The sequence below is a fragment of the Pantoea eucrina genome (assembly GCF_001691555.1).
Taxonomy (GTDB): domain Bacteria; phylum Pseudomonadota; class Gammaproteobacteria; order Enterobacterales; family Enterobacteriaceae; genus Pantoea; species Pantoea borealis.
Genome location: NZ_MAYN01000008.1, coordinates 1628514 through 1648569 on the forward strand (window position 1 = coordinate 1628514; position 20056 = coordinate 1648569).

The following is a 20056-nucleotide window of genomic DNA, read 5'->3' on the forward strand; positions in this document are numbered from 1 at the left end:
GCGGGGTTTTTGCTTTTTTATAGGGCGGGAATTTACAATAAGCGCAGATAACAGATGAGGAAAAGATGTGATTGTTAACGGCAGTGAGATTGTAACCGATGCAGAAGGTTATCTGACTAACCACGCGGACTGGCGTGAAGAGGTGGCGCTGGCAATTGCCCGGCAGGAAAATATCGAGATGAGCGACGCTCACTGGGAGGTTGTCCACTTTGTACGCGACTTTTACCGGGAATTTAATACCTCTCCCGCCGTGCGCATGCTGGTGAAGGCGATGGCGAAAAAGTATGGTGAAGAGAAAGGTAACAGCCGCTATCTGTTTCGCCTGTTTCCGGACGGCCCGGCAAAGCAGGCGACAAAAATCGCCGGCCTGCCGAAACCTGCGAAATGTCTCTGATCAGCCCGTGGTAAAGCTGTCTGGTAATTTTGTCAGCTGACAGAGCTCGGTCAGGACGTTATCCACCCGCGCACTGTGCGGCCCGCCTGCCTGAAGCCAGCTGATAAGCGACCCGACCTGCTGTTCGTTACCACAGGCCAGCACCTCAACGCTGCCATCAGGCAGATTGCGGGCATGACCGGTCAGACCCAGCGTTTGCGCCTGCTGCTGGGTGTAATAACGGAAACCGACGCCCTGTACCATGCCATATACCCGGATTGTGCAGCTGCGATCAGCCATTGTACCTTTCCCCTATTCTGCGTTGCAATTTGACGCTTTCCACCGGAAAATGGCGCCTCATTTTTTCAGGTAAGCATAGCAAACTATGACCGTTCGATTGATTCTCACTAAGGGACGTGAAAAATCCCTGCTCCGCCGTCATCCCTGGGTCTTTTCCGGCGCCGTTGCGCGTATGGAAGGGAAAGCGCAGTCTGGCGAAACGATTGATATTTGCGACAGCAATGGCAAATGGCTGGCTCGCGCCGCTTATTCACCGGAGTCGCAAATTCGTGCGCGCGTCTGGAGCTGGCAACAGGATGAGTCAATCGATATCGCCTTCTTTGTACGCCGCTTAGAGCAGGCGCAACAGTGGCGCGACTGGCTGGCGACCCGTGACGGACTCGACAGCTATCGTCTGATCGCCGGCGAATCGGATGGTATGCCCGGCGTGACCATCGATCGCTTTGGGCATTTTCTGGTGCTGCAGCTACTCTCTGCAGGAGCAGAGTATCAGCGGCCTGCCATTGTTTCTGCGCTGCAGCAGTGCTATCCGGACTGCGCTATTTACGATCGTTCCGACGTCGCCGTGCGTAAAAAAGAGGGGCTGCCGCTGGCTCAGGGCCCGGTCAGTGGTGAACTGCCACCTGCCCTGCTGCCTATTACCGAGCACGGTATGAAACTGCTGGTGGACATTCAGGGCGGTCATAAAACCGGTTACTACCTTGATCAGCGCGATAGCCGTTTTGCCACTCGCCGCTATGCGCAGGATGCCCGCGTGCTGAACTGCTTCTCTTATACCGGCGGATTCGCCGTCTCGGCGCTGCTTGGCGGCTGCCGCGAAGTGGTGAGCGTGGATACGTCGCAGGATGCGCTGGACGTAGCAAAACAGAATGTTGAGCTGAACGGGCTTGATGTCTCGCGGGCGCAGTTTCTGCGGGATGACGTCTTTAAACTGCTGCGCCGCTACCGCGATGCGGGCGAAAAGTTTGATCTGATTATTATGGATCCGCCGAAATTCGTTGAGAACAAAAATCAGCTGATGGGCGCCTGTCGTGGTTACAAAGATATCAATATGCTGGCGATGCAGCTGCTTAATCCAGGCGGTATTCTGCTGACGTTCTCCTGCTCCGGCCTGATGGCAACGGATTTATTTCAGAAGATTGTGGCTGATGCGGCGCTGGATGCCGGACGTGATGTACAATTTATAGAGCAGTTCCGTCAGGCGGCCGATCATCCGGTAATAGCCAGCTATCCGGAAGGTCTCTATCTGAAAGGTTTTGCCTGCCGCGTACTGTGACTTGAAAACCAGATCCCTGCCCCCATATTCAGTGGCAGGTAAAGTTTTGGGAGGTCGCAATGATTGCCAGTAAATTTGGAATTGGACAGCAGGTCCGGCATCGTCTGTCAGGTGTGCTGGGTGTCATCGTCGATGTTGACCCTGAGTATTCGCTGGATGAACCGGAACTGGATGAAGTTGGTGCAACGGAAACGCTGCGTGCCGCCCCCTGGTATCATGTAGTGATGGAAGATGAAGAGGGCGAACAGGTGCACACCTATGTTGCAGAAGTGCAGCTGGCGGGGGAAACACTGTTCGAGCATCCGGAGCAGCCCTCTATGGATGAGCTGGCCGCCTCTATCCGGCAACAGCTGCAGGCACCCAGCCTGCGACACTAATTATATCGGCGACGCAGGTCGCCGTTTTATTATCTGATTTATGCTGGCGTAATATTGAGACGCGGGATCTCGATTTTTGGACAGCGATCCATAATCACCGTCAGCCCAGCATCACTTGCCAGTACTGCCGCCTGCTCATTGATCACACCGAGCTGCAGCCACAATGTTTTTGCCCCGATCGCAATAGCATCCTGTGCCACCTCCCATGCTGCCTCAGCATTACGAAATACATCCACCATATCGACTTTTCCCGGAATCTCCGCCAGTGAAGCATAGGCGGTCTGCCCCATCAGCTGCTGGCCGGCGAGTTTTGGACTCACCGGAATAACCTCATATCCCTGGTCCAGTAAATAACGCATCACGCCATAACTGGGACGAGTGGGTTTATCGCTGGCCCCTACCAGTGCAATACGACGGGTGTTCATCAGCACATCACGGATCACTTGATCGTTCATTCTCTTCCCCCTCTCTCTGTTGCCAGAGTGTAGCTGCCCTATCTGCACGCGATGCAAGCAGCAAAGATGAAATGTTTGCACCAGAACACGAATAAATATGTTTAAATGTAACTTTAGTGCCATAATGAAATACTTTGCTACACATCACTGATTACCCGCCATATTTCGGGAGTAGAAATGAAGCTGTCTCCGGCTGTTACAGGCATTATTGCGCTGCTTGTCACAGCATCCTGCCCCGCTATTACGCTTAAACTCGATCCGCAGATTGATTTACTGGTGCTGGACGGGCGTAAAATTGCCGGCTCACTGCTGAAAGGCGCAGATAGCCTTGAGCTGGAGAAAGGGCAGCATCAGTTTCTGTTTCGCGTCGAAAAACCCTGTCCTGACGCAACCCATTTTCAGTCGGTGCCGATGATTGTTACGTTCACCGCTGCAGCACACTCTGTGGCGATCCACCTGCCCTCACTGAATAGCCGGCGTGAACGCAGTACGTTTAACAAACTTCTGAACTTCAGGCTGGTTGATGAACGGGGCATGGAGATCGCCAGCCTTCGCGATCGTCTGCCGCAGAGCGGCGGCGGCGACATGGCGCAGGCCATGATGGTTTATAACCGCGCAGCACAGATGGCATCAGTACCACGCTTTGCCTCTCCTGCAGCCACAGCTGTAAGCGAAAACCCCGATTTTGCCTGGCAGGATGCCAGCGATTTGCCCTCAATACAGCGCTGGTTTAAACGCTTTGACGCAGCAACCCGGCAGAAATTGCTCAGCTGGATGAAAACCCTGCGTACCAGCTAGTGACTTGCCCAGTTTTCCGCTGATGCGCTGCTACCAGACTCAGGCTTTACGCGCCACTGGTACACCCAGCTCACGCAGCTGATCGACAAAAGGTGACGGAGAGGCTTTATTAAACAGCAGCCACAGCTGCTCACGTGCCCGCGTCATAGCCACATAAGCGAGGCGCCGCTCTTCCGCATCAGGAAAATCCTCCACAGGGGGCAGCAGTCCCTGCTCCAGCACTGACTCGCGCGCCGGCGCCGGAAAGCCGTCAGCTCCCTGATGGAGCCCGGTCAGGATGACGTACTCTGCCTGCTGGCCTTTACTGGCGTGGATTGTCATAAACTCCAGCTGTAAGCCGGGCCAGCGCGTTTTTGCCCGGTCCAGCAGCGCCGGACGCAGATGATGGTAGCGTGCCAGCAGCAGGATCCTCTCCTCCGGTTGCGCAAATCCGCTGAGTTTATCCAGCAGCCCTTCCAGCTGATCGTCTGGCAGCAGCGTCACCGCTTTTTTACTTCCCTTGCTCAGACTGGTAAGCATTTTTTTTATCTGATGCGGATTTTGCTGAATAAACCGGTTAGCGATGTCACCAATACGGGCATTAAAGCGATAAGTGGTATCCAGCACGCAGCTGTCGCCGCTGCCAAAATAGTGATGAAAAGCCGTCGTCAGATTGAGCTTAGCGCCGCTAAAGCGATAGATTGCCTGCCAGTCATCTCCTGCAGCAAACAGGCTGGTACGGGCATTCTGCGCACGCAGTGCCATCAACAGTGCAGCACGCTGTGGCGAGATATCCTGAAATTCATCAACCAGGATATGTTTCCAGGGACTGATAAAGCGCCTTTTTTCCAGCACATCTGTTGCCTGCTGGATCAGACCGGTAAAATCAACGGCGCCCTCTGCTTTTAGCGCACTTTTCCACGCTTTCAGCAGCGGTGCCATTAATTTCACCTGCTTACTGAAGCTGTCGCGCCACGCTTCCGGAACGGCCGCGATCGTTTCCGCCTGCGTACCGCTCTGCATGCGCAGCAGGCTCAGCCACTGCTCGAGACGCGGTGCCAGTCGTTGTGCAATAGCGCTATCCTGCCAGAATGCGCCTTCCGGCAGCGTCCACGCCAGATCGTCCTCCAGCCACTGACGCCAGCCGCTGGCCTGGGTCTTTTTAGCCGCACACTGCTCGCGCCAGCTCTCCAGCAGCAGCTGGCGACGGGCTGCGCTGTCACTCTCCAGCTGGCTGATGACTGGCGGTTTGCGGCCTCCCTCGCGAATGATATGCAGCGCCAGCGCATGAAAGGTACGCGCCTGCATATCCTGTACGTTGAGCCGCGCGGCTATGCGTTCATTTATCTCTTCCGCAGCTTCGCGGCCAAATGCCAGCAGCAAAATCTGGTCCGGATGAGCCAGCCGGCGCTGCAGCAGCCAGCCAGCACGTGCTACCAGCACAGAGGTTTTACCGCTGCCTGCCCCCGCCAGTACCAGCAACGTCTCTTCACCATTAACCACGGCCTCTGCCTGCGCCCCGTTAAGCGGCGTGCGCTCAACCGTAGCAAAAAAATCGGGGTTTTCCTGAATCACCCGCTCGCTCCAGCGGCGATTACGCTGGCGAATGGTTGCTTCACCCTTTTCCAGCCACTGCCGGCAGCGATGCCAGCGTTCACGACAGTTATCCAGCGTTTCCAGGCGCGCCAGCGGCAGCGGCAGCGCCGCGATCGTCTCATCAACCCGGGCAAGGATAGCCGCCAGCTCACGTCGCTTCAGCCAGCGATCCTCTTCAGTCAGCTGCGAAATATGCTGCAGTAGCTCATCCAGTACGCCTGCGCTGATATGACTCATTTCAGTGCTCCACTGCTGCCAGGTGTGCTGCAGGTGGTGATAAAAACGCTGCGTCTCCTGCCACTCCGTGCCGTGCAGCCGCACCACCTGATTTTCCGCCAGCAGGAACTCCAGCTCCCCCCATACCAGACCGCGTTTACAGCTGATATCCAGCAGCTGATTAAACGGAATAAGATATTCATGGCGGTCACCGCTGACTTCAACTCCGGCGGTCAGCAAACGCACCCGATTATAAGGATGCTGCGCAAGACGTTTACCCATTGCTGTTGCTTTCAGTTCCATGTCCGCATCATCAGGTGAAATTCAGTTATTGCGCAGTTTACCTGTCAGACTCTTGGCGCTCCAGCCTTAAAACAGGCTAAACTTGGCGGCACATATTGCGGATTGCAAAAGGAAAATCGCGTTATGCGCACCGTACTTAATATTCTGAATTTTATCCTGGGCGGCTTTCTCACCACGCTTGGCTGGCTCTTTGCCACGCTGGTCAGCATTGTGCTGATTTTTACGCTACCGCTGACGCGTTCCTGCTGGGAAATCACAAAACTCTCGCTGGTCCCGTTCGGCAATGAAGCGGTTCACGTTGATGTGCTGCGTCCTGACAGCAAAAGCGCGATTCTTAACGCAGGCGGTACATTCCTGAATATCTTCTGGCTGATTTTCTTTGGCTGGTGGCTCTGCGTAATGCATATCTCCACCGGGATTGTGCAGTGTCTGAGCATTATCGGTATTCCCACCGGGCTGGCGCATTTTAAGCTGGCTGCGATTTCACTCTGGCCGGTTGGCCGCAGGGTGGTCAGCGTTGAAGAGGCACAGGCGGCGCGGGACGCTAACGCGCGTCGCCGCTACTGAGGATCCGGTTTATGTCCGACGCTATGCCCGCCTGGCGCCGCTATCTGTTTAACAGCAGCCTGCGCTATCTGCTGCGTATTTTTCTGGCGCTGTCGGGCTGTGCCGCCTTTCCCTGGTGGCTGCAGCAGGTAGAGTGGACCATTCCGCTTACGCTGGGGGTGGTCGCTGCCGCGCTGGCCGATCTTGACGATCGCTGGACAGGTCGCCTGCGCAATCTGATCATTACCCTGTGCTGCTTCTGTATAGCGTCGGTCTCCGTAGAGCTGCTTTTCCCCCTTCCGTGGGCATTCGCTGCCGGTCTGGCGCTCTCAAGCTGGGGATTTATCCTGCTTGGCGCACTCGGCCAGCGTTACGCTACCATTGCATTTGGTGCCCTGCTGATTGCCGTCTACACCATGCTGGGTATTGGTCTCTTTTCACAGTGGTGGATGCAGCCTGCTCTGCTGCTAACAGGCGCGCTCTGGTACAACCTGCTGACCTTTATCGGTCACCTGATGTTCCCGGTTCGGCCGGTTCAGGAACAGCTTGCTGCCAGCTTTTCCCAGCTGGCGCGTTATCTGGAAGCGAAAGCGAACCTGTTTGATCCGGACGGCGGTGAGCAGGATGATGCCGCTCTGATTGACACCGCAATGGCTAACAGCCAGTTAGTCGCGCAGCTTAATCAGACGAAAAATACGATTCAAAGCCGGCTGCGTGGCGATCGGGGCTCACGCAGCACACGGCGCAGTCTGCATTACTATTTTGTGGCGCAGGATATTCATGAACGCGCCAGCTCTTCGCACATACAGTATCATCAGCTGCGTAATAACTGGCGTTACAACGAAATCCTGTTCCGTTTTCAGCGCCTGCTTAATATGCAGGCGCAGGCGTGTCGCCAGCTGGCCGAAACGATCGTACTGCGCCAGCGCTGGCACCACAGCAGCCATTTTGAGCGTGCTTTTGCGCGCCTTGAAACAGCTCTTGAGCGACTGCAGCAAAGCGATCCGGATGCCGGGCATACCGCCCCGCTCTACTGGCTACTGCGTAATCTGCGTGCCATTGATGCACAGCTTGCTTCGGTGGCTTCAGAACAGCAGCTGTTTGAGACGCCGCTGCAGAGTGAGCACCATCTTTCACGTGATACGCTGCGTGGCTGGCCCGACATACGTCTGCGTCTGAGCCGTCACCTTACACCCGCGTCTCCGCTGTTTCGCCATGCTATCCGTATGTCGCTGGTGCTCTGTATTGGCTATGCCTTTATCCAGATTACCGGATTGCAGCGTGGTTACTGGATCCTGCTCACCAGCCTGTTTGTCTGTCAGCCTAACTATAATGCCACGCGTCGCCGGCTGGCGCTGCGTATCGGCGGGACGCTGGCAGGCGTGGCTATCGGGCTGCCGGTGCTCTGGCTGGTTCCTTCTGTAGAGGGGCAGCTGCTGCTGATTGTCCTCAGCGGCGTCCTGTTTTTTGCTTTCCGTCAGATTCAGTATGCGCAGGCCACGCTGTTTATTACCCTGCTGGTACTGCTGTGCTTTAATTTGCTGGGCGAAGGCTTTGACGTTGCCCTGCCGCGTATTGTTGATACGCTGCTGGGGTGCGGACTCGCCTGGCTGGCGGTGGCATTTGTCTGGCCTGACTGGCGCTTTCGCAAGCTCACCACGATAGCCGACCGCGCGCTGCATGCTAACTGCCGCTATCTGGATGCCATTATGGAACAATATCATCAGGGCAAAGATAACCGGCTGGCTTACCGGGTAGCTCGCCGGGATGCGCATAACGCTGATGCCGAACTCGCGTCTGTGGTATCGAACATAAATAGTGAGCGCCGGGCAGAGCAGCCGCTGCGGGATCACGCCTTCAGGCTGCTTTGTCTTAATCACTCGTTTCTGAGCTATATCTCAGCACTGGGTGCACATCGCACACGTTTATCGCCGGGAAACCTGCTTACGCTGCTTGATGATGCCGTCTGTTTTGTTGAGGATGTTTTGCAGATTGAATGTGTGTCGGATGACCAGGTCACCGTGATGCAGCATACGCTTCAGCAACGCATCGGCGCGCTGAAAACCAGCACTGAAGCCCAGGCGCCTTTGATTTTGCAACAGCTCGATTTACTGATAACGCTGCTGCCTGAGATTGCGCGCCTGCGCCGTGCCCTGGCGCAGGCCTGAAACAACAGCCATGGCTTACCGGTTTATCGGCGTAGCCGCTCCTGATACCAGCTGCTCAGTGCCTCTTTTACCTCTGCCGGGAGCGCCGCCTGATGATGACCCGAGATCGCCCCTTCAAGCGCCAGCAGCGTTTTTAAACCGACATGTTTATTTACGCTGCGCAGCTTAAGCCAGCTTTGTCGCGATCCCATCTCCTGCAGCGATTGTACTGAGCTGATCCCCGCTTTATGCAGCATCAGTTCCATGCGCAAACTGAGATTAGGCAGATCTTTGAGCCGCAGCGAGACATTTTTCGCCGCGGCTTCAGCCTGTGCCGCCTGCAGAGAGCTGGCCGACAAACGGATGAGTTGCCCCCTGTCCTGCCAGAGCTGCTGATCAACTTTGAAGTAACTCAGGGTGACAGGAATGCCACGCTTGCGGTAAACCAGCGGCTCCAGCGGGCGCTGAACCGCATACAGCCGCAGCGCCTCGCTGGCGCGCAGATAGAGCGTATCATCATCAATATAGGCAAATACCACTCGCTCAATGGCCAGTGCGTAGCCACCAAATTGCGTACGCGACTCTATGTCACCCAGAATCGACAGGGCGTCAATTGATTGTTCTACAACCTCATTTCTTCGCTTCATCATGTCCCTTTTCCTCATTCCTTGTGCAGGGTATTTCCTATAAAACAGTGACTATTCATTTAGTTAGAAGATAAAAAAAACAATTTACTGATTCAATGAATAAAACTGTTTTAGCGCTATCTTCTGCCAGTTTTGAGAGACATTTTCAGAAAATGCAGTTGATCTCTGTTAATTTAAACAGTACTGTACATTCATCCAGTTCACTACTGAGCGAGTATATTATGCGCACGCATTTCTCTGGCCCTGTTGATCGTTCCTCCTGGTTAGCGCCTTCCACTGCAGTTCAGCCGTCAATGGGCGGCATAACGGAATTACGCTACAGTGAGCATCCTGGCATGATGCAATTGCTTCTGCTTCCGGTGCTTAAACAGCTGAGTGAACAGTCACGCTGGCAGCTCTGGCTGACGCCAGCGCACAAAGTCAGCCGTCGCTGGATCCAGCAGTCTGGTCTGCCGCTTGAGAAAAGTATGCATATTACTGAATCAGATCGGCTCAGTACGGTTGAAAATATGGTGAAAGCCCTGCGAACCGGAAATTACAGCGTGGTGCTGGCCTGGATACCTTATGAGCTGCACGAAAATGAACGTCAGATGCTTCAGCAGGCAGCTGAAGAAGGTGAGGCATTGGGTCTGATTATGCGACCGGAAGAAGCCAATCTTATTTCTGCCAGACAACCCAGAAGCACAAAAATTCCCTCAGATTTGTTTCATTAAGTAAAAAGTGGGATTTATCTCAGCTTTTTTTTCCGGCCAGTTGCCGCTAAGCTACTGATAATGTTCCTGCCAGTCAGGACAAGGGCTTAGCTGCAATTCTCTGTTTACAGAACGAAAATTTTGCCCCGTCAATTGTTAAAATGTGTGTATTTACACCTGTTTTTTTACCTGCTCGCCTCACATCATACTTGTAAGTTTTCAATCTCGTTGTAGACTTTAGCTCGCCAGGGTGCTCAATAACCTCCGTTTTTTCGGTAGAGTCATAAGCGAGCGTTCAGACCCGGCGAAGGATTACAACCAAGAGCAACCTTTTTGCTCATTGCCTATTTGGATGATAACGAGGCGCAAAATGAAAAAGACAGCTATCGCAATTGCAGTGGCACTGGCTGGCTTCGCTACCGTAGCGCAGGCCGCTCCTAAAGATGACACCTGGTACACCGGTGCTAAACTGGGCTGGTCTCAGTATCACGATACTGGTTACTACGGTAACGGTTACGCGAACAACGACGGTCCAACTCACGAATCTCAGCTGGGCGCAGGTGCCTTCCTGGGTTACCAGGCGAACCCATACCTGGGCTTCGAGCTGGGCTATGACTGGCTGGGCCGTATGCCTAACAAAGGCGACAACATCAACGGCGCATTCAAAGCACAGGGCGTTCAGCTGGCTGCTAAACTGAGCTACCCAATTGCTGATGATCTGGACGTGTACACCCGTCTGGGCGGCATGGTATGGCGTGCAGATTCTACCCAGAACAACACCCTGACCGGCGAACGCCGCAGCGACCATGACACCGGCGTTTCTCCGCTGGCTGCAGTGGGTGTTGAATATGCAGTGACCAAAAACTGGGCAACCCGTCTGGATTACCAGTGGGTTAACAACATCGGTGATGCAGGTACCGTTGGCGCGCGTCCAGACAACGGCATGCTGAGCGTAGGCGTTGCATACCGCTTCGGTCAGGATGAAGCTGCTGCACCAATCGCTGCACCAGCTCCGGCACCGGCTCCGGTTGTTGAAACCAAGCGTTTCACCCTGAAGTCTGACGTGCTGTTCACCTTCAACAAATCTACCCTGAAGCCAGAAGGCCAGCAGGCTCTGGATCAGCTGTACAGCCAGCTGAGCTCAATGGATCCAAAAGATGGTTCTGTTGTGGTTCTGGGCTTTACCGACCGCATCGGTTCAGACCAGTACAACCAGAAACTGTCTGAGAAACGTGCTCAGTCTGTTGTCGACTACCTGGTATCTAAAGGTATCCCGGCTAACAAAATCTCTGCACGTGGCATGGGCGAATCTAACCCGGTTACTGGTAACACCTGTGACAGCGTGAAAGGCCGTAATGCCCTGATCGACTGCCTGGGTCCAGACCGTCGCGTTGAGATCGACGTGAAAGGCATCAAAGACGTTGTAACTCAGCCACAGGCTTAAGTTATCGCGTAAAAAAAACCCCGCTCCGGCGGGGTTTTTTGTTTCTGCTGTTCGCTTACTTTTTGTTCTCTTCGCTGCCTAAAATGGCCTGCAGATCCTGTTTTAACGTAGACATCTGACTGGCATACTTTTCTTTCCGCTCGGCATCTTCAATCAGCTGCACAATGGTTTCCGAAAGCGTGCAGTGGCGGCGCTGCGCCAGACCCGCCAGCCGCTGCCACACCAGATACTCTAAATCGATCGATTTTTTACGCGTATGCTGGTGTTCAGCATTAAAGTGACGTTTGCGACGGGCACGTATGGTTTGCTTCAGGCGGTTTTCCAGACCGGGATGAATATGCTGCGCAATCCACTGGTTAACCTCAACGGGCGTGTTTTCCAGCGCAAGCAGCGCGTCCACCGCAGCCTGTGCCGCGCTGAGCTCCAGATAGCGGGTGATAAGCTCCCCCTCCCGATGTTTTTTCACCAGGTATTTCCATTTCCATCCACTTTCCAGGTTTTCAAGTTGCTGGTATTTCATCGGAATCCCACCGTGACCACGTAACAACTTAAGAATAACAGCTTTTTTGCGCGATGCAGCAACGAAAAACATGTTGTTCCTGTCACACTCACTACCGGAACTCGCCGTGATAAACCCGGTTGTATCCTGTATAATCACGCTTTTCCTAAATCAGACTAATGCGAATATTTTGACCAGCAACCAACTTACGTGGCAAGCCCTGCAGCCAGATAGCACTTCCTGGCAGACCCTTTTTTCAACGGTTTCTCTGAAAGATAGCGATAGCCTTGCCGCGGTTCAGCCGCGTTTGCTGAATGCGCTGGCGCATTTACACCATCAGTCCGCGGGTTTCCCGCTGTTGCTGTTACGCAGCCAGGAAAATAGCGACTATCTCGCCTGGATCGCAACGGCAGCACAACGTTTTCAGCCCGATACCGGGCAGCTGTATGGTGGTGACTACCACGTGATGGGCGACACCGTCACGCTGCTGCCGCCTGCCGATATCAACCGCCCTTTTACCGGTAGCGGCGGGGTATTTTATGCTGACTGGATTGAAGCTGAGCAGCTGTTTGGCTGCGTGCGTCAGTACAAAGATCGCGTAATGCCTGAGCCGGGGCTGCTGCATCGCGCCAATGGCGGGACGCTGATCCTGTCAATCAACACGCTGCTGGCCCAGCCCCTGCTCTGGCTGCGACTGCGCCGGTGTATCGAACTGCAGCGGTTTGAGTGGTATTCACAGGATGAGCGTCAGCCCCTGCCGGTAGCTATTCCTGCTCTGCCGCTCAGCGTCCGGCTGGTGCTGTGTGGCGACCGTGATGCGCTGGCCAGTTTTCAGGAACTGGATGCCGAAGTGCATGAAATGGCGCTCTACAGTGAGTTTGAAGAGCACCTGCAGATTGTTGATGAAAGCGATATGCTCAACTGGTGTCAGTGGGTTCTGACACAGGCAGCACAGGCTGACATCAATGCCCCGGAAGCGGATTTCTGGCCACCGCTGCTGACGGAAGCGGTACGCTTTACCGGCGATCAGGATACGCTGCCGCTCTGTCCGCGCTGGCTGAGGCGACAGCTGCATGAGACCGCTTTGCACGGCGATATTATTAATGGCGAAGCACTGACAGAGGCGCTTGAAGCACGCCAGTGGCGGGAAAACTACCTGACTGAACGCATGCGCGATGAGATCCTGCTGAATCAGATCATGATTGAAACAGAGGGTGAGGTTATCGGGCAGATCAACGGGCTGTCGGTTGTTGAGTTTCCCGGGCATCCGCGCGCCTGGGGTGAGCCGTCGCGTATTACCTGCGTGGTGCATCCCGGCGATGGCGAACTTAACGATGTGGAACGCAAAGCGGAGCTGGGCGGTAATATTCATGCCAAAGGCATGATGATTATGCAGGCCTATCTGATTGCTGAGCTGGAACTCGATCAGCCACTGCCCTTCTCCGCCTCAATGGTGTTTGAGCAATCTTACTCTGAAGTGGATGGTGACAGCGCCTCTCTGGCAGAGCTGTGCGCATTAATCAGCGCGCTGGCTAATCAGCCGCTGAGCCAGCAGATTGCGGTGACTGGCTCTGTTGATCAGTTTGGTAATGTGCAGCCGGTCGGTGGTCTGAACGAGAAGATTGAAGGCTTTTTCCATGTCTGTCAGGCGCGTGAACTCACCGGTAAGCAGGGCGTCATTCTGCCCGCGTCTAACGTGCGTCATCTCAGTCTTAGTCAGGAAATTGTTGATGCAGTGAAAGCGGGAGAGTTTCATCTGTGGGCCATTGAGCGCATTGATGAAGCCCTGCCGTTGCTGACAGGTGTGGTGTGGCAGAGTGAGAGCGGAGAATCACTGCTAACGATGATTCAGGCCCGCATTACGCAGTTTAATCAGCAGGAATCTTCACCCCGTCCATGGCCCTTACGCTGGCTTAACTGGTTTAACCACAGATAGGGGCATTGCCCGGCGTACAACTGTTCGCTAATATTCGGGCTTCACTAAAAGAAGGCATATTGAGAACATGGTAGATAAACGCGAATCCTATAGCAAAGAAGACCTGGTTGCCTCAGGTCGCGGCGAACTGTTCGGCGAAAACGGGCCACCGCTGCCCTCTGACAACATGTTGATGATGGACCGTGTGGTCAAAATGACCGAAGATGGCGGTAACTTCGATAAAGGTTTTGTAGAAGCTGAACTGGATATCCGCCCTGACCTCTGGTTCTTCGATTGCCATTTCAAAGGCGATCCGGTCATGCCTGGCTGTCTGGGCCTGGATGCGATGTGGCAGCTGGTTGGTTTCTATCTCGGCTGGTTAGGCGCGGAAGGCAAAGGCCGTGCGCTGGGCGTAGGCGAAGTGAAGTTTACCGGTCAGGTGCTGCCAACAGCGAAAAAAGTGACCTATAAAATTCACTTCAAGCGCGTGATTAACCGCAAGCTGGTAATGGGTGTGGCGGATGGTGAAGTCTTTGTTGACGGTAACCTGATCTACACCGCTACCGATCTGAAAGTAGGCCTGTTTAAAGATACGTCTGCATTCTGATTCTGCTTAACAAAACCTCCGCCGCGGCGGAGGTTTTCCCTTTGCTGACATCCGGCAGGGCTAGACCACCGCCGACCTGTCCTCCATGGCCTGACGCCAGCCTCCCAGCCAGTGAGACCGCGCATCGATCAGTTGATAGGGGCATAGCTCCTTAGAGCGACCGGTAATGCCGGCCTGATAACCACGTGAATGTGCACGTTCCAGACGGTCTCTCTTCTGTCTCTTCATACCGCGTTTCCCTCATTTCAGGTCTGGTGGAATCTGGTGGAAAGAAAGAGTGGCGAATTTATGTTCAGCCACAGTAAAGTTCTAACCCCAATGCGCAGAAAAAGCAATGCGCAAAATTCACGCCAGCGTCACGGTTTTGCCGTTAAAACGACATAAAGAAATGTCAAAGGCGTGTCTATGTTTCTGATTAGGCAAAAAAAAGCCCCTGATTGGCTGAGCAGTGTTGCTACAGAAAATCAGGGACTTAGCGAACGCTTAAAACTATTCCTAATTTAGCGAAGCTACATTATTTGCGATCTGCTGCGCGGTTTGCTGCCAGCCTGCGGCCAGCGTACGCACCATCGCATCATACCCATCTTCGTTTTGAGGCAACATCAGGTTAAAGCTGCGCTTGATAAGCTGATCCTGATGCTGCAGCAGCCATTCACCGCTCACCACCACCCGCCCGTCGTATCGTCCCTGAAAACCACTTACGCTAACGTTGAGCGTATCGTAGCCCTCTCCATGTGGCGATGAGGCGACAATGCGGCCCGGCAGCGCCCGGCTCAGATTGGCAACCAGGGTCTGCTGCAGCTGCTGATCGAGCGGACTGGCCCAGAGATTATTAGCGGCAATAACATATTTAACATCGCTGGTCTGATAAACCAGCCCGTTGCCTGCCAGATAGTCAGGTACGTTTACATGTTCTACCCAGAGCATCGGCTGGCTGCTGCCCGCGCTGCTGGCGACACGCGCCGTACTGCTGCCTGCCGGCAGCTGATAGTACGTGGTATCGATTGTTGTGCTGCACCCTGCCAGCAGTAACATGGCTCCTGCGATGATGGCTTTTCTCACTGTTTCGCCCTCTTTGGCTGCGGATCCTGCCCTGGCTTCGCTTCAAAGACCAGAGCATTACTTTTCGCATTCAGCGTTTTCAGTACCGGCTGCAGTTCACGCAGCACCTGATCGAGCCGCTGCATGTCACCCACCAGCTTGTTATACGCTGGCGATCCCGGCTGCAGCCCTTTCATGCTGCGGTTGAGTTCACGCAGCGTCTGCTGCATATCGGCAGGCAATGTTTTCATTGCCGGGCTGCCGGTGATCTGGTTCAGATTATTCAGCGTATTCTGCAGCTGACGCAGCGTGCGCTGGCTCTCTTTCAGGGTATCGGTCGCCTCGCTGATCATCGGATTAAGCGGCAGTGCGTTGATCTTATCCAGCGCCGCCATCAGCTTCTGCTGGATCTGGCTGAGCCCACCGCTGACGGTTGGGATCACTTCCAGACCTGCTACGGTATTCGGCCCTTTGTAAGCCGGCGCTTTATCATAGAAATCGAGATCAACAAACAGCGCGCCGGAGAGCAGGTTGCCGGTTTTCAGCGTGCCGCGCAGACCACGTTTCTTCCCATCCTGAAGATGCTGCTCCAGATTGAAATCGCTTCCCAGTCGCGCGGTAAAGCGATCGGGTTCGATGCGAATCAGCACCGGCACGCGATAATCTGTATTCAGCGCCTGATCCATGCCCGGGATCATATAAGGCACCTGCGCCACGGTTCCCAGACGGATACCACGGAACTCAACCGGTGCGCCTGGCTGCAGGCCGCGAATCGAATCGCTGAAGAACATCAGGAAATCAGTGTGTCGGGTATAGAGCGAATCCTGAATACTGCGCTGATCGTCATACAGATGATAATCCGCTTTATTCTGCGCTACCTCACCCAGATCCCAGCCATCCGGCACATCAAAACTGACACCGCCGCTAAACAGCGTGGTCAGTGAGCCCATCTCAACGCGCATACCGGAAGCCGACATATCAACGGCAATGCCGCTGTCTTTCCAGAAACGCACGTTGGTGGTCACCAGCCGGTCGTACGGCGCACTGATAAATAGCTGATAGGTCATCATACGTTTATCAGTATTAAAGGTGCTGGTTTCCACCGTGCCTACACGGTAACCGCGGAACAGCACCGGATCGCCCGGGTTGAGCTGACCCGCTTTATTGCTGTCGAGTACAATGCGGACCCCTTTCGCATCCGGCGGTGCCAGCGGCGGTGAATCAAGCAGCTGATACTGCTCCGGCTGTTCGCCTTTTGCACCGGGCTGCAGCTCGATATAAGCTCCTGAAAGCAGTGTGCCAAGACCCGTAATACCTTCGCGCCCGACCTGCGGTTTGACCACCCAGAACACGCTGTCTTTATAGAGCAGCTTCTCCATACCGGCATTCAGGCGGGCTGTGATCTCGACGTGATGCAAATCATCCGTCAGCACCGCACTCTCTACGGTTCCCACATCCACGCTGCGGCTTTTAATGGTGGTTTTACCCGCCACAATCCCTTCGGCGCTCTCGGTGATCAGCGTCACCAGCGGCCCCTGATGGCTGAAGTGATAAAAAAGGATCCACCCGCCGATCAATAGCGTGACGATAGGTACGATCCAGACTGGCGACCAGCGTTTGATCTGATCGACCTTAGCAGTCCCGTGATTGTTGTCCGTCAAGACGCGACTCCTTACGTTCAGTTTCCTGTTGGCGATCCCAAATCAGACGCGGATCGAATGTAATAGCGGCAAACATTGTCAAGATCACCACCAGGGCAAACAGCAGCGCTCCCGGCGCAGGGTAGACATTCATCAGCTGGCCCATACGCACCAGCGCTGAGAGCACGGCGATAACAAATACATCGATCATCGACCAGCGGCCGACAAACTCCACCACTTCATAAATCAGATGCATTTTTTCGCCATCGCGCTGCCCGCGCCCGCTGGCGTGCCAGCAGAGCCAGCCAATAGCGACCATCTTCAGTGAGGGCACCATAATACTGGCGATAAAAATCACCAGCGCGACGGGCCATGAGCCATCACTCATCAGCAAAATCACGCCGCCCATGATCGTTGAGGGATACTGTGAACCCAGCGTCTCAGTGACCATGATCGGCATAACATTCGAAGGGATATAGAGCATAACGGAGGTTAGCAGCAGCGCCAGCGTCCATTGCAGACTATGCCTGCGACGGGGTGTTGCTGTGACCCCGCAGCGACCACAGCGCAGCTGCGTCGCCGGCAAAATAGCCGTGCAGCAGGGACAGCTGCGCAGCCCCTGCTGCAGACCACTCTTCCCCGCCTGCGGCGTAAACGGCAGCGCAGGCAGTGCATCAATGCGTTGCCAGACCCAGCGCCGATCCACACACTGGAATGCGCGTAGCTGCAGCAGGCAGAACAGACACCAGGGCCAGAAGCTGCTGCCCAGGCCAATTTCACCATACGCCATCAGCTTGACGAAGCTGACCAGCACGCCTGCCATGAAGATCTCTGCCATGCCCCAGCTGCGCAGCTGAAAAAGAATACGCGCCAGCCCCCGCCGCAGCGGGTGCGGCAGAGCGATCCGGTTGACCAGCAGCACAATCGTAATCATGCAGAAAGCCGGAATACCCTGCACAAACAGCAGGAACAGGGAGGCCAGGCTGCGGTAATCCTCCCGCACCATCACGCGCGGGATCTCCGGCAGCGTAATGCGACTGGAGAGGCCGGCGACGTGCATATCGATAAACGGAAAGAGATTAGCCAGCACCAGCATAAACAGCGCCGCCAGCGCATAGCCGGTTGGACGCTTGCGCGGTTCATGCCAGTTAGCCAGCAGCTGCGTATGGCAGCGCGGGCAACGGGCACGGCTGCCCGCCGGCACAGCGGGCAGCCTGACGGTTAAATCACACTGTGGACAGAGCATCCACTGCTGCGCCTGTGGCGACGTTGCGCACATGCCCTTTTCCTCTGTGTTATGCGCCGTTTTTCAGCGCTTCCAGCTCTTCCCAGCGGGCAAAGGCAGTTTCCAGCTCCTGCTCCGTCTGCGCCAGCGTATCCAGAACCGGCTGCGTTTTTTCATGCGGCTGACTGAAGAAATCAGGATGGCTCATCTGCGCCTGCAGCTCACCAATCCGCGCCTCCAGCTGCTCCAGCTTTTGCGGCAGCTGTTCCAGTTCGCGCGTCAGGTTATAGCTTAGCTTGCCTGCGCTGCGTTTGGCGGTTTCATTTTTTTCTGCCGTTTTCACCGGCGCGGAGACCGCTGGTGCAACACGCGTCTGTTTGTACGCCGCGCGCTGCTGCTGCGCATCATGATAGCCGCCCACAAACGCGCCCACTTCGCCGTTGCCTTCAAAAATCCAGCATTCGGTAACGGTGTTGTCAACAAACTGACGATCGTGGCTGACCAGCAGTACGGTGCCCTGGTATCCATCGACCAGCTCTTCCAGCAGCTCCAGCGTTTCAACGTCCAGATCGTTGGTCGGTTCATCGAGGATCAGCAGGTTGCTGGGCTTCAGGAACAGCCGCGCCAGCAGCAGGCGGTTGCGCTCTCCGCCCGACAGCGCACGTACCGGCGTCATGGCACGCTTAGGATGGAACAGAAAGTCCTGCAGGTAACCCAGTACGTGACGCGGTTTACCGTTGACCATTACTTCCTGTTTACCTTCCGCGAGGTTATCCATCACGGTCCGGTCCGGATCGAGTTCAGCGCGATGCTGATCGAAATAGGCAATTTCAAGCTTGGTGCCGCAGTGAACCCGTCCGCTGTCCGCTTTCAGCTGACCCAGCATCAGGCGCAGCAGCGTGGTTTTGCCGCAGCCGTTAGGGCCAATCAGCGCAATCTTATCGCCGCGCTGGACCTGGGCTGAAAAGTCTTTAACCAGCGTTTTGCCTTCCACGCCGTAGTGCACGTTCTCCAGCTCAAAGACAATTTTACCGGAGCGCGCGGCTTCACCGACCTGCATGTTGGCTTTGCCCATCACGTCACGACGTTCAGAGCGTTCACGGCGCAGCGCCTTCAGTGCCCGCACGCGACCTTCATTACGGGTGCGACGCGCCTTGATCCCCTGACGGATCCACACTTCTTCCTGCGCCAGCTTGCGGTCAAATTCAGCATTCTGCATCTCTTCAACCCGCAGCGCCTCCTCTTTCCCCACCAGGAACTGATCGTAATCTCCCGGCCAGGAGACCAGCTTGCCGCGGTCAAGATCGACAATGCGCGTTGCCATGTTGCGGATAAACGAGCGGTCATGCGAAATAAACACGATGCTGCCGGTGAAGGTTTTCAGGAACGTTTCCAGCCAGTCGATGGTTTCAATATCGAGGTGGTTAGTAGGCTCATCCAGCATCAGCACGCGCGGATTACTGACCAGCGCGCGGCCGAGTGCGGCTTTGCGCAGCCAGCCACCGGAGAGCGAAGAGAGTTCCGTGTCGGCCTGCAGACCAATCTGCTGCAGAACATCGTTGATACGGCTGTCGAGCTGCCAGAGATTCTGGTGATCAAGAATCGTCTGCAGCCGGCCCATTTCATTGAGGTTTTTCTCGCTCGGATCCTCCATCACTTTATGCGAAATCGCGTGATAGGCTTTCAGATGCTCAGCCTGCTCGGCCACGCCCTCAGCAACGAAATCATACACCGAGCCGGTGATATTGCGCGGCGGATCCTGCTGCAGCCGCGACACGATCAGGTCCTGTTCATAGATGATACGTCCATCATCCAGCGGCTGTTCGCCGTTGATGATTTTCATTAATGTGGATTTACCGGCACCGTTGCGGCCCACCAGACAGACGCGCTCGCCCTCTTCGATGTGCAGTTCGGTATTATCCAGCAGCGGCGCATCACTGAACGAGAGGTACGCACCATGGATACTGATCAACGACATAT

The 20056-nt window shown here is 55.1% G+C and carries 20 protein-coding genes; 10 read left to right on the forward strand and 10 right to left on the reverse strand.

Going from position 1 to position 20056, the window contains the following annotated elements:
• Window positions 1–67 precede the first annotated feature (67 nt).
• Window positions 68–394, forward strand: coding sequence for a TusE/DsrC/DsvC family sulfur relay protein (locus BBA90_RS13845; RefSeq protein ID WP_065649657.1), 327 nt, complete (start codon window positions 68–70; stop codon window positions 392–394).
• On the opposite strand, the gene yccX is transcribed toward BBA90_RS13845, so the two are convergent.
• The gene (gene yccX, locus BBA90_RS13850; RefSeq protein WP_065649658.1) at window positions 395–673 is read right to left on the reverse strand and encodes an acylphosphatase; all 279 of its coding nucleotides are present in this window, start codon (window positions 671–673) and stop codon (window positions 395–397) included.
• An 85-nt stretch (window positions 674–758) separates the two neighbouring features.
• On the opposite strand from yccX, the gene rlmI reads away from it, so the two are divergent.
• Window positions 759–1949, forward strand: a complete 1191-nt coding sequence (gene rlmI / locus BBA90_RS13855) for a 23S rRNA (cytosine(1962)-C(5))-methyltransferase RlmI (protein WP_065649659.1) — start codon at window positions 759–761, stop codon at window positions 1947–1949.
• A gap of 59 nt (window positions 1950–2008) precedes the next feature.
• A complete protein-coding gene (gene hspQ, locus BBA90_RS13860; RefSeq protein WP_039383664.1) occupies window positions 2009–2326 on the forward strand; it encodes a heat shock protein HspQ in 318 nt (105 codons plus the stop codon).
• Window positions 2327–2364: 38 nt separating this feature from the next.
• On the opposite strand, the gene BBA90_RS13865 is transcribed toward hspQ, so the two are convergent.
• The gene (locus BBA90_RS13865; RefSeq protein WP_065649660.1) at window positions 2365–2781 is read right to left on the reverse strand and encodes a CoA-binding protein; all 417 of its coding nucleotides are present in this window, start codon (window positions 2779–2781) and stop codon (window positions 2365–2367) included.
• 177 nt (window positions 2782–2958) lie between these two features.
• Between BBA90_RS13865 and BBA90_RS13870 the strand changes: the two genes are divergently transcribed.
• Entirely contained in the window at window positions 2959–3579 is a 621-nt protein-coding gene (locus BBA90_RS13870) for a YccT family protein (protein WP_065649661.1), read from the forward strand.
• A gap of 39 nt (window positions 3580–3618) precedes the next feature.
• Here the strand turns inward: BBA90_RS13870 and helD are convergent, their stop codons facing one another.
• Window positions 3619–5673, reverse strand: coding sequence for a DNA helicase IV (gene helD / locus BBA90_RS13875; RefSeq protein ID WP_065649662.1), 2055 nt, complete (start codon window positions 5671–5673; stop codon window positions 3619–3621).
• A gap of 123 nt (window positions 5674–5796) precedes the next feature.
• Here helD and BBA90_RS13880 point away from each other — a divergent pair, with 123 nt between their 5' ends.
• Complete coding sequence (locus tag BBA90_RS13880) at window positions 5797–6240, forward strand: YccF domain-containing protein (RefSeq protein ID WP_065649663.1); 444 nt, start codon at window positions 5797–5799, stop codon at window positions 6238–6240.
• A gap of 11 nt (window positions 6241–6251) precedes the next feature.
• On the forward strand, window positions 6252–8387 hold the full coding sequence (gene yccS, locus BBA90_RS13885; RefSeq protein ID WP_065649664.1) for a YccS family putative transporter: 2136 nt from the start codon (window positions 6252–6254) through the stop codon (window positions 8385–8387).
• Window positions 8388–8410: 23 nt separating this feature from the next.
• Here yccS and BBA90_RS13890 read toward each other — a convergent pair whose 3' ends face one another.
• Window positions 8411–9013 carry a TfoX/Sxy family DNA transformation protein gene (locus BBA90_RS13890; RefSeq protein WP_065650486.1) on the reverse strand — a complete coding sequence of 201 codons (603 nt, stop codon included), beginning with the start codon at window positions 9011–9013 and terminating at the stop codon, window positions 8411–8413.
• A 221-nt stretch (window positions 9014–9234) separates the two neighbouring features.
• Between BBA90_RS13890 and sulA the strand changes: the two genes are divergently transcribed.
• The gene (gene sulA, locus BBA90_RS13895) at window positions 9235–9726 is read left to right on the forward strand and encodes an SOS-induced cell division inhibitor SulA (protein WP_065649665.1); all 492 of its coding nucleotides are present in this window, start codon (window positions 9235–9237) and stop codon (window positions 9724–9726) included.
• Window positions 9727–10075: 349 nt separating this feature from the next.
• Window positions 10076–11149, forward strand: a complete 1074-nt coding sequence (ompA, locus tag BBA90_RS13900) for a porin OmpA (protein ID WP_039383647.1) — start codon at window positions 10076–10078, stop codon at window positions 11147–11149.
• A 55-nt stretch (window positions 11150–11204) separates the two neighbouring features.
• On the opposite strand, the gene matP is transcribed toward ompA, so the two are convergent.
• Window positions 11205–11669, reverse strand: coding sequence for a macrodomain Ter protein MatP (matP, locus tag BBA90_RS13905; protein WP_139074201.1), 465 nt, complete (start codon window positions 11667–11669; stop codon window positions 11205–11207).
• A gap of 70 nt (window positions 11670–11739) precedes the next feature.
• Between matP and BBA90_RS13910 the strand changes: the two genes are divergently transcribed.
• Together BBA90_RS13910 and fabA are read left to right on the forward strand one after the other, a co-directional pair.
• Window positions 11740–13584 carry an AAA family ATPase gene (locus tag BBA90_RS13910; RefSeq protein ID WP_065649666.1) on the forward strand — a complete coding sequence of 615 codons (1845 nt, stop codon included), beginning with the start codon at window positions 11740–11742 and terminating at the stop codon, window positions 13582–13584.
• A 67-nt stretch (window positions 13585–13651) separates the two neighbouring features.
• A complete protein-coding gene (gene fabA / locus BBA90_RS13915; protein ID WP_039383641.1) occupies window positions 13652–14170 on the forward strand; it encodes a bifunctional 3-hydroxydecanoyl-ACP dehydratase/trans-2-decenoyl-ACP isomerase in 519 nt (172 codons plus the stop codon).
• Window positions 14171–14230: 60 nt separating this feature from the next.
• On the opposite strand, the gene rmf is transcribed toward fabA, so the two are convergent.
• The 5 genes from rmf to BBA90_RS13935 form a co-directional block, all read right to left on the reverse strand.
• Complete coding sequence (rmf, locus tag BBA90_RS18845) at window positions 14231–14398, reverse strand: ribosome modulation factor (protein WP_075050746.1); 168 nt, start codon at window positions 14396–14398, stop codon at window positions 14231–14233.
• A gap of 267 nt (window positions 14399–14665) precedes the next feature.
• Window positions 14666–15232: a membrane integrity-associated transporter subunit PqiC gene (gene pqiC, locus BBA90_RS13920; RefSeq protein ID WP_065649667.1), complete on the reverse strand. Its 567-nt coding sequence runs from the start codon at window positions 15230–15232 to the stop codon at window positions 14666–14668.
• Window positions 15229–16872 carry an intermembrane transport protein PqiB gene (pqiB, locus tag BBA90_RS13925; RefSeq protein WP_065649668.1) on the reverse strand — a complete coding sequence of 548 codons (1644 nt, stop codon included), beginning with the start codon at window positions 16870–16872 and terminating at the stop codon, window positions 15229–15231. Before pqiB ends, pqiC begins: the two co-directional genes overlap by 4 nt.
• Window positions 16844–18130 (reverse strand): membrane integrity-associated transporter subunit PqiA, encoded by a 1287-nt coding sequence (pqiA, locus tag BBA90_RS13930; RefSeq protein ID WP_065649669.1) that lies wholly within the window; start codon window positions 18128–18130, stop codon window positions 16844–16846. The genes pqiB and pqiA overlap by 29 nt, the downstream gene beginning before the upstream one ends.
• Before the next feature lie 16 nt (window positions 18131–18146).
• Window positions 18147–20054: an ABC transporter ATP-binding protein gene (locus BBA90_RS13935; RefSeq protein WP_065649670.1), complete on the reverse strand. Its 1908-nt coding sequence runs from the start codon at window positions 20052–20054 to the stop codon at window positions 18147–18149.
• Between the last annotated feature and the right edge of the window lie 2 nt (window positions 20055–20056).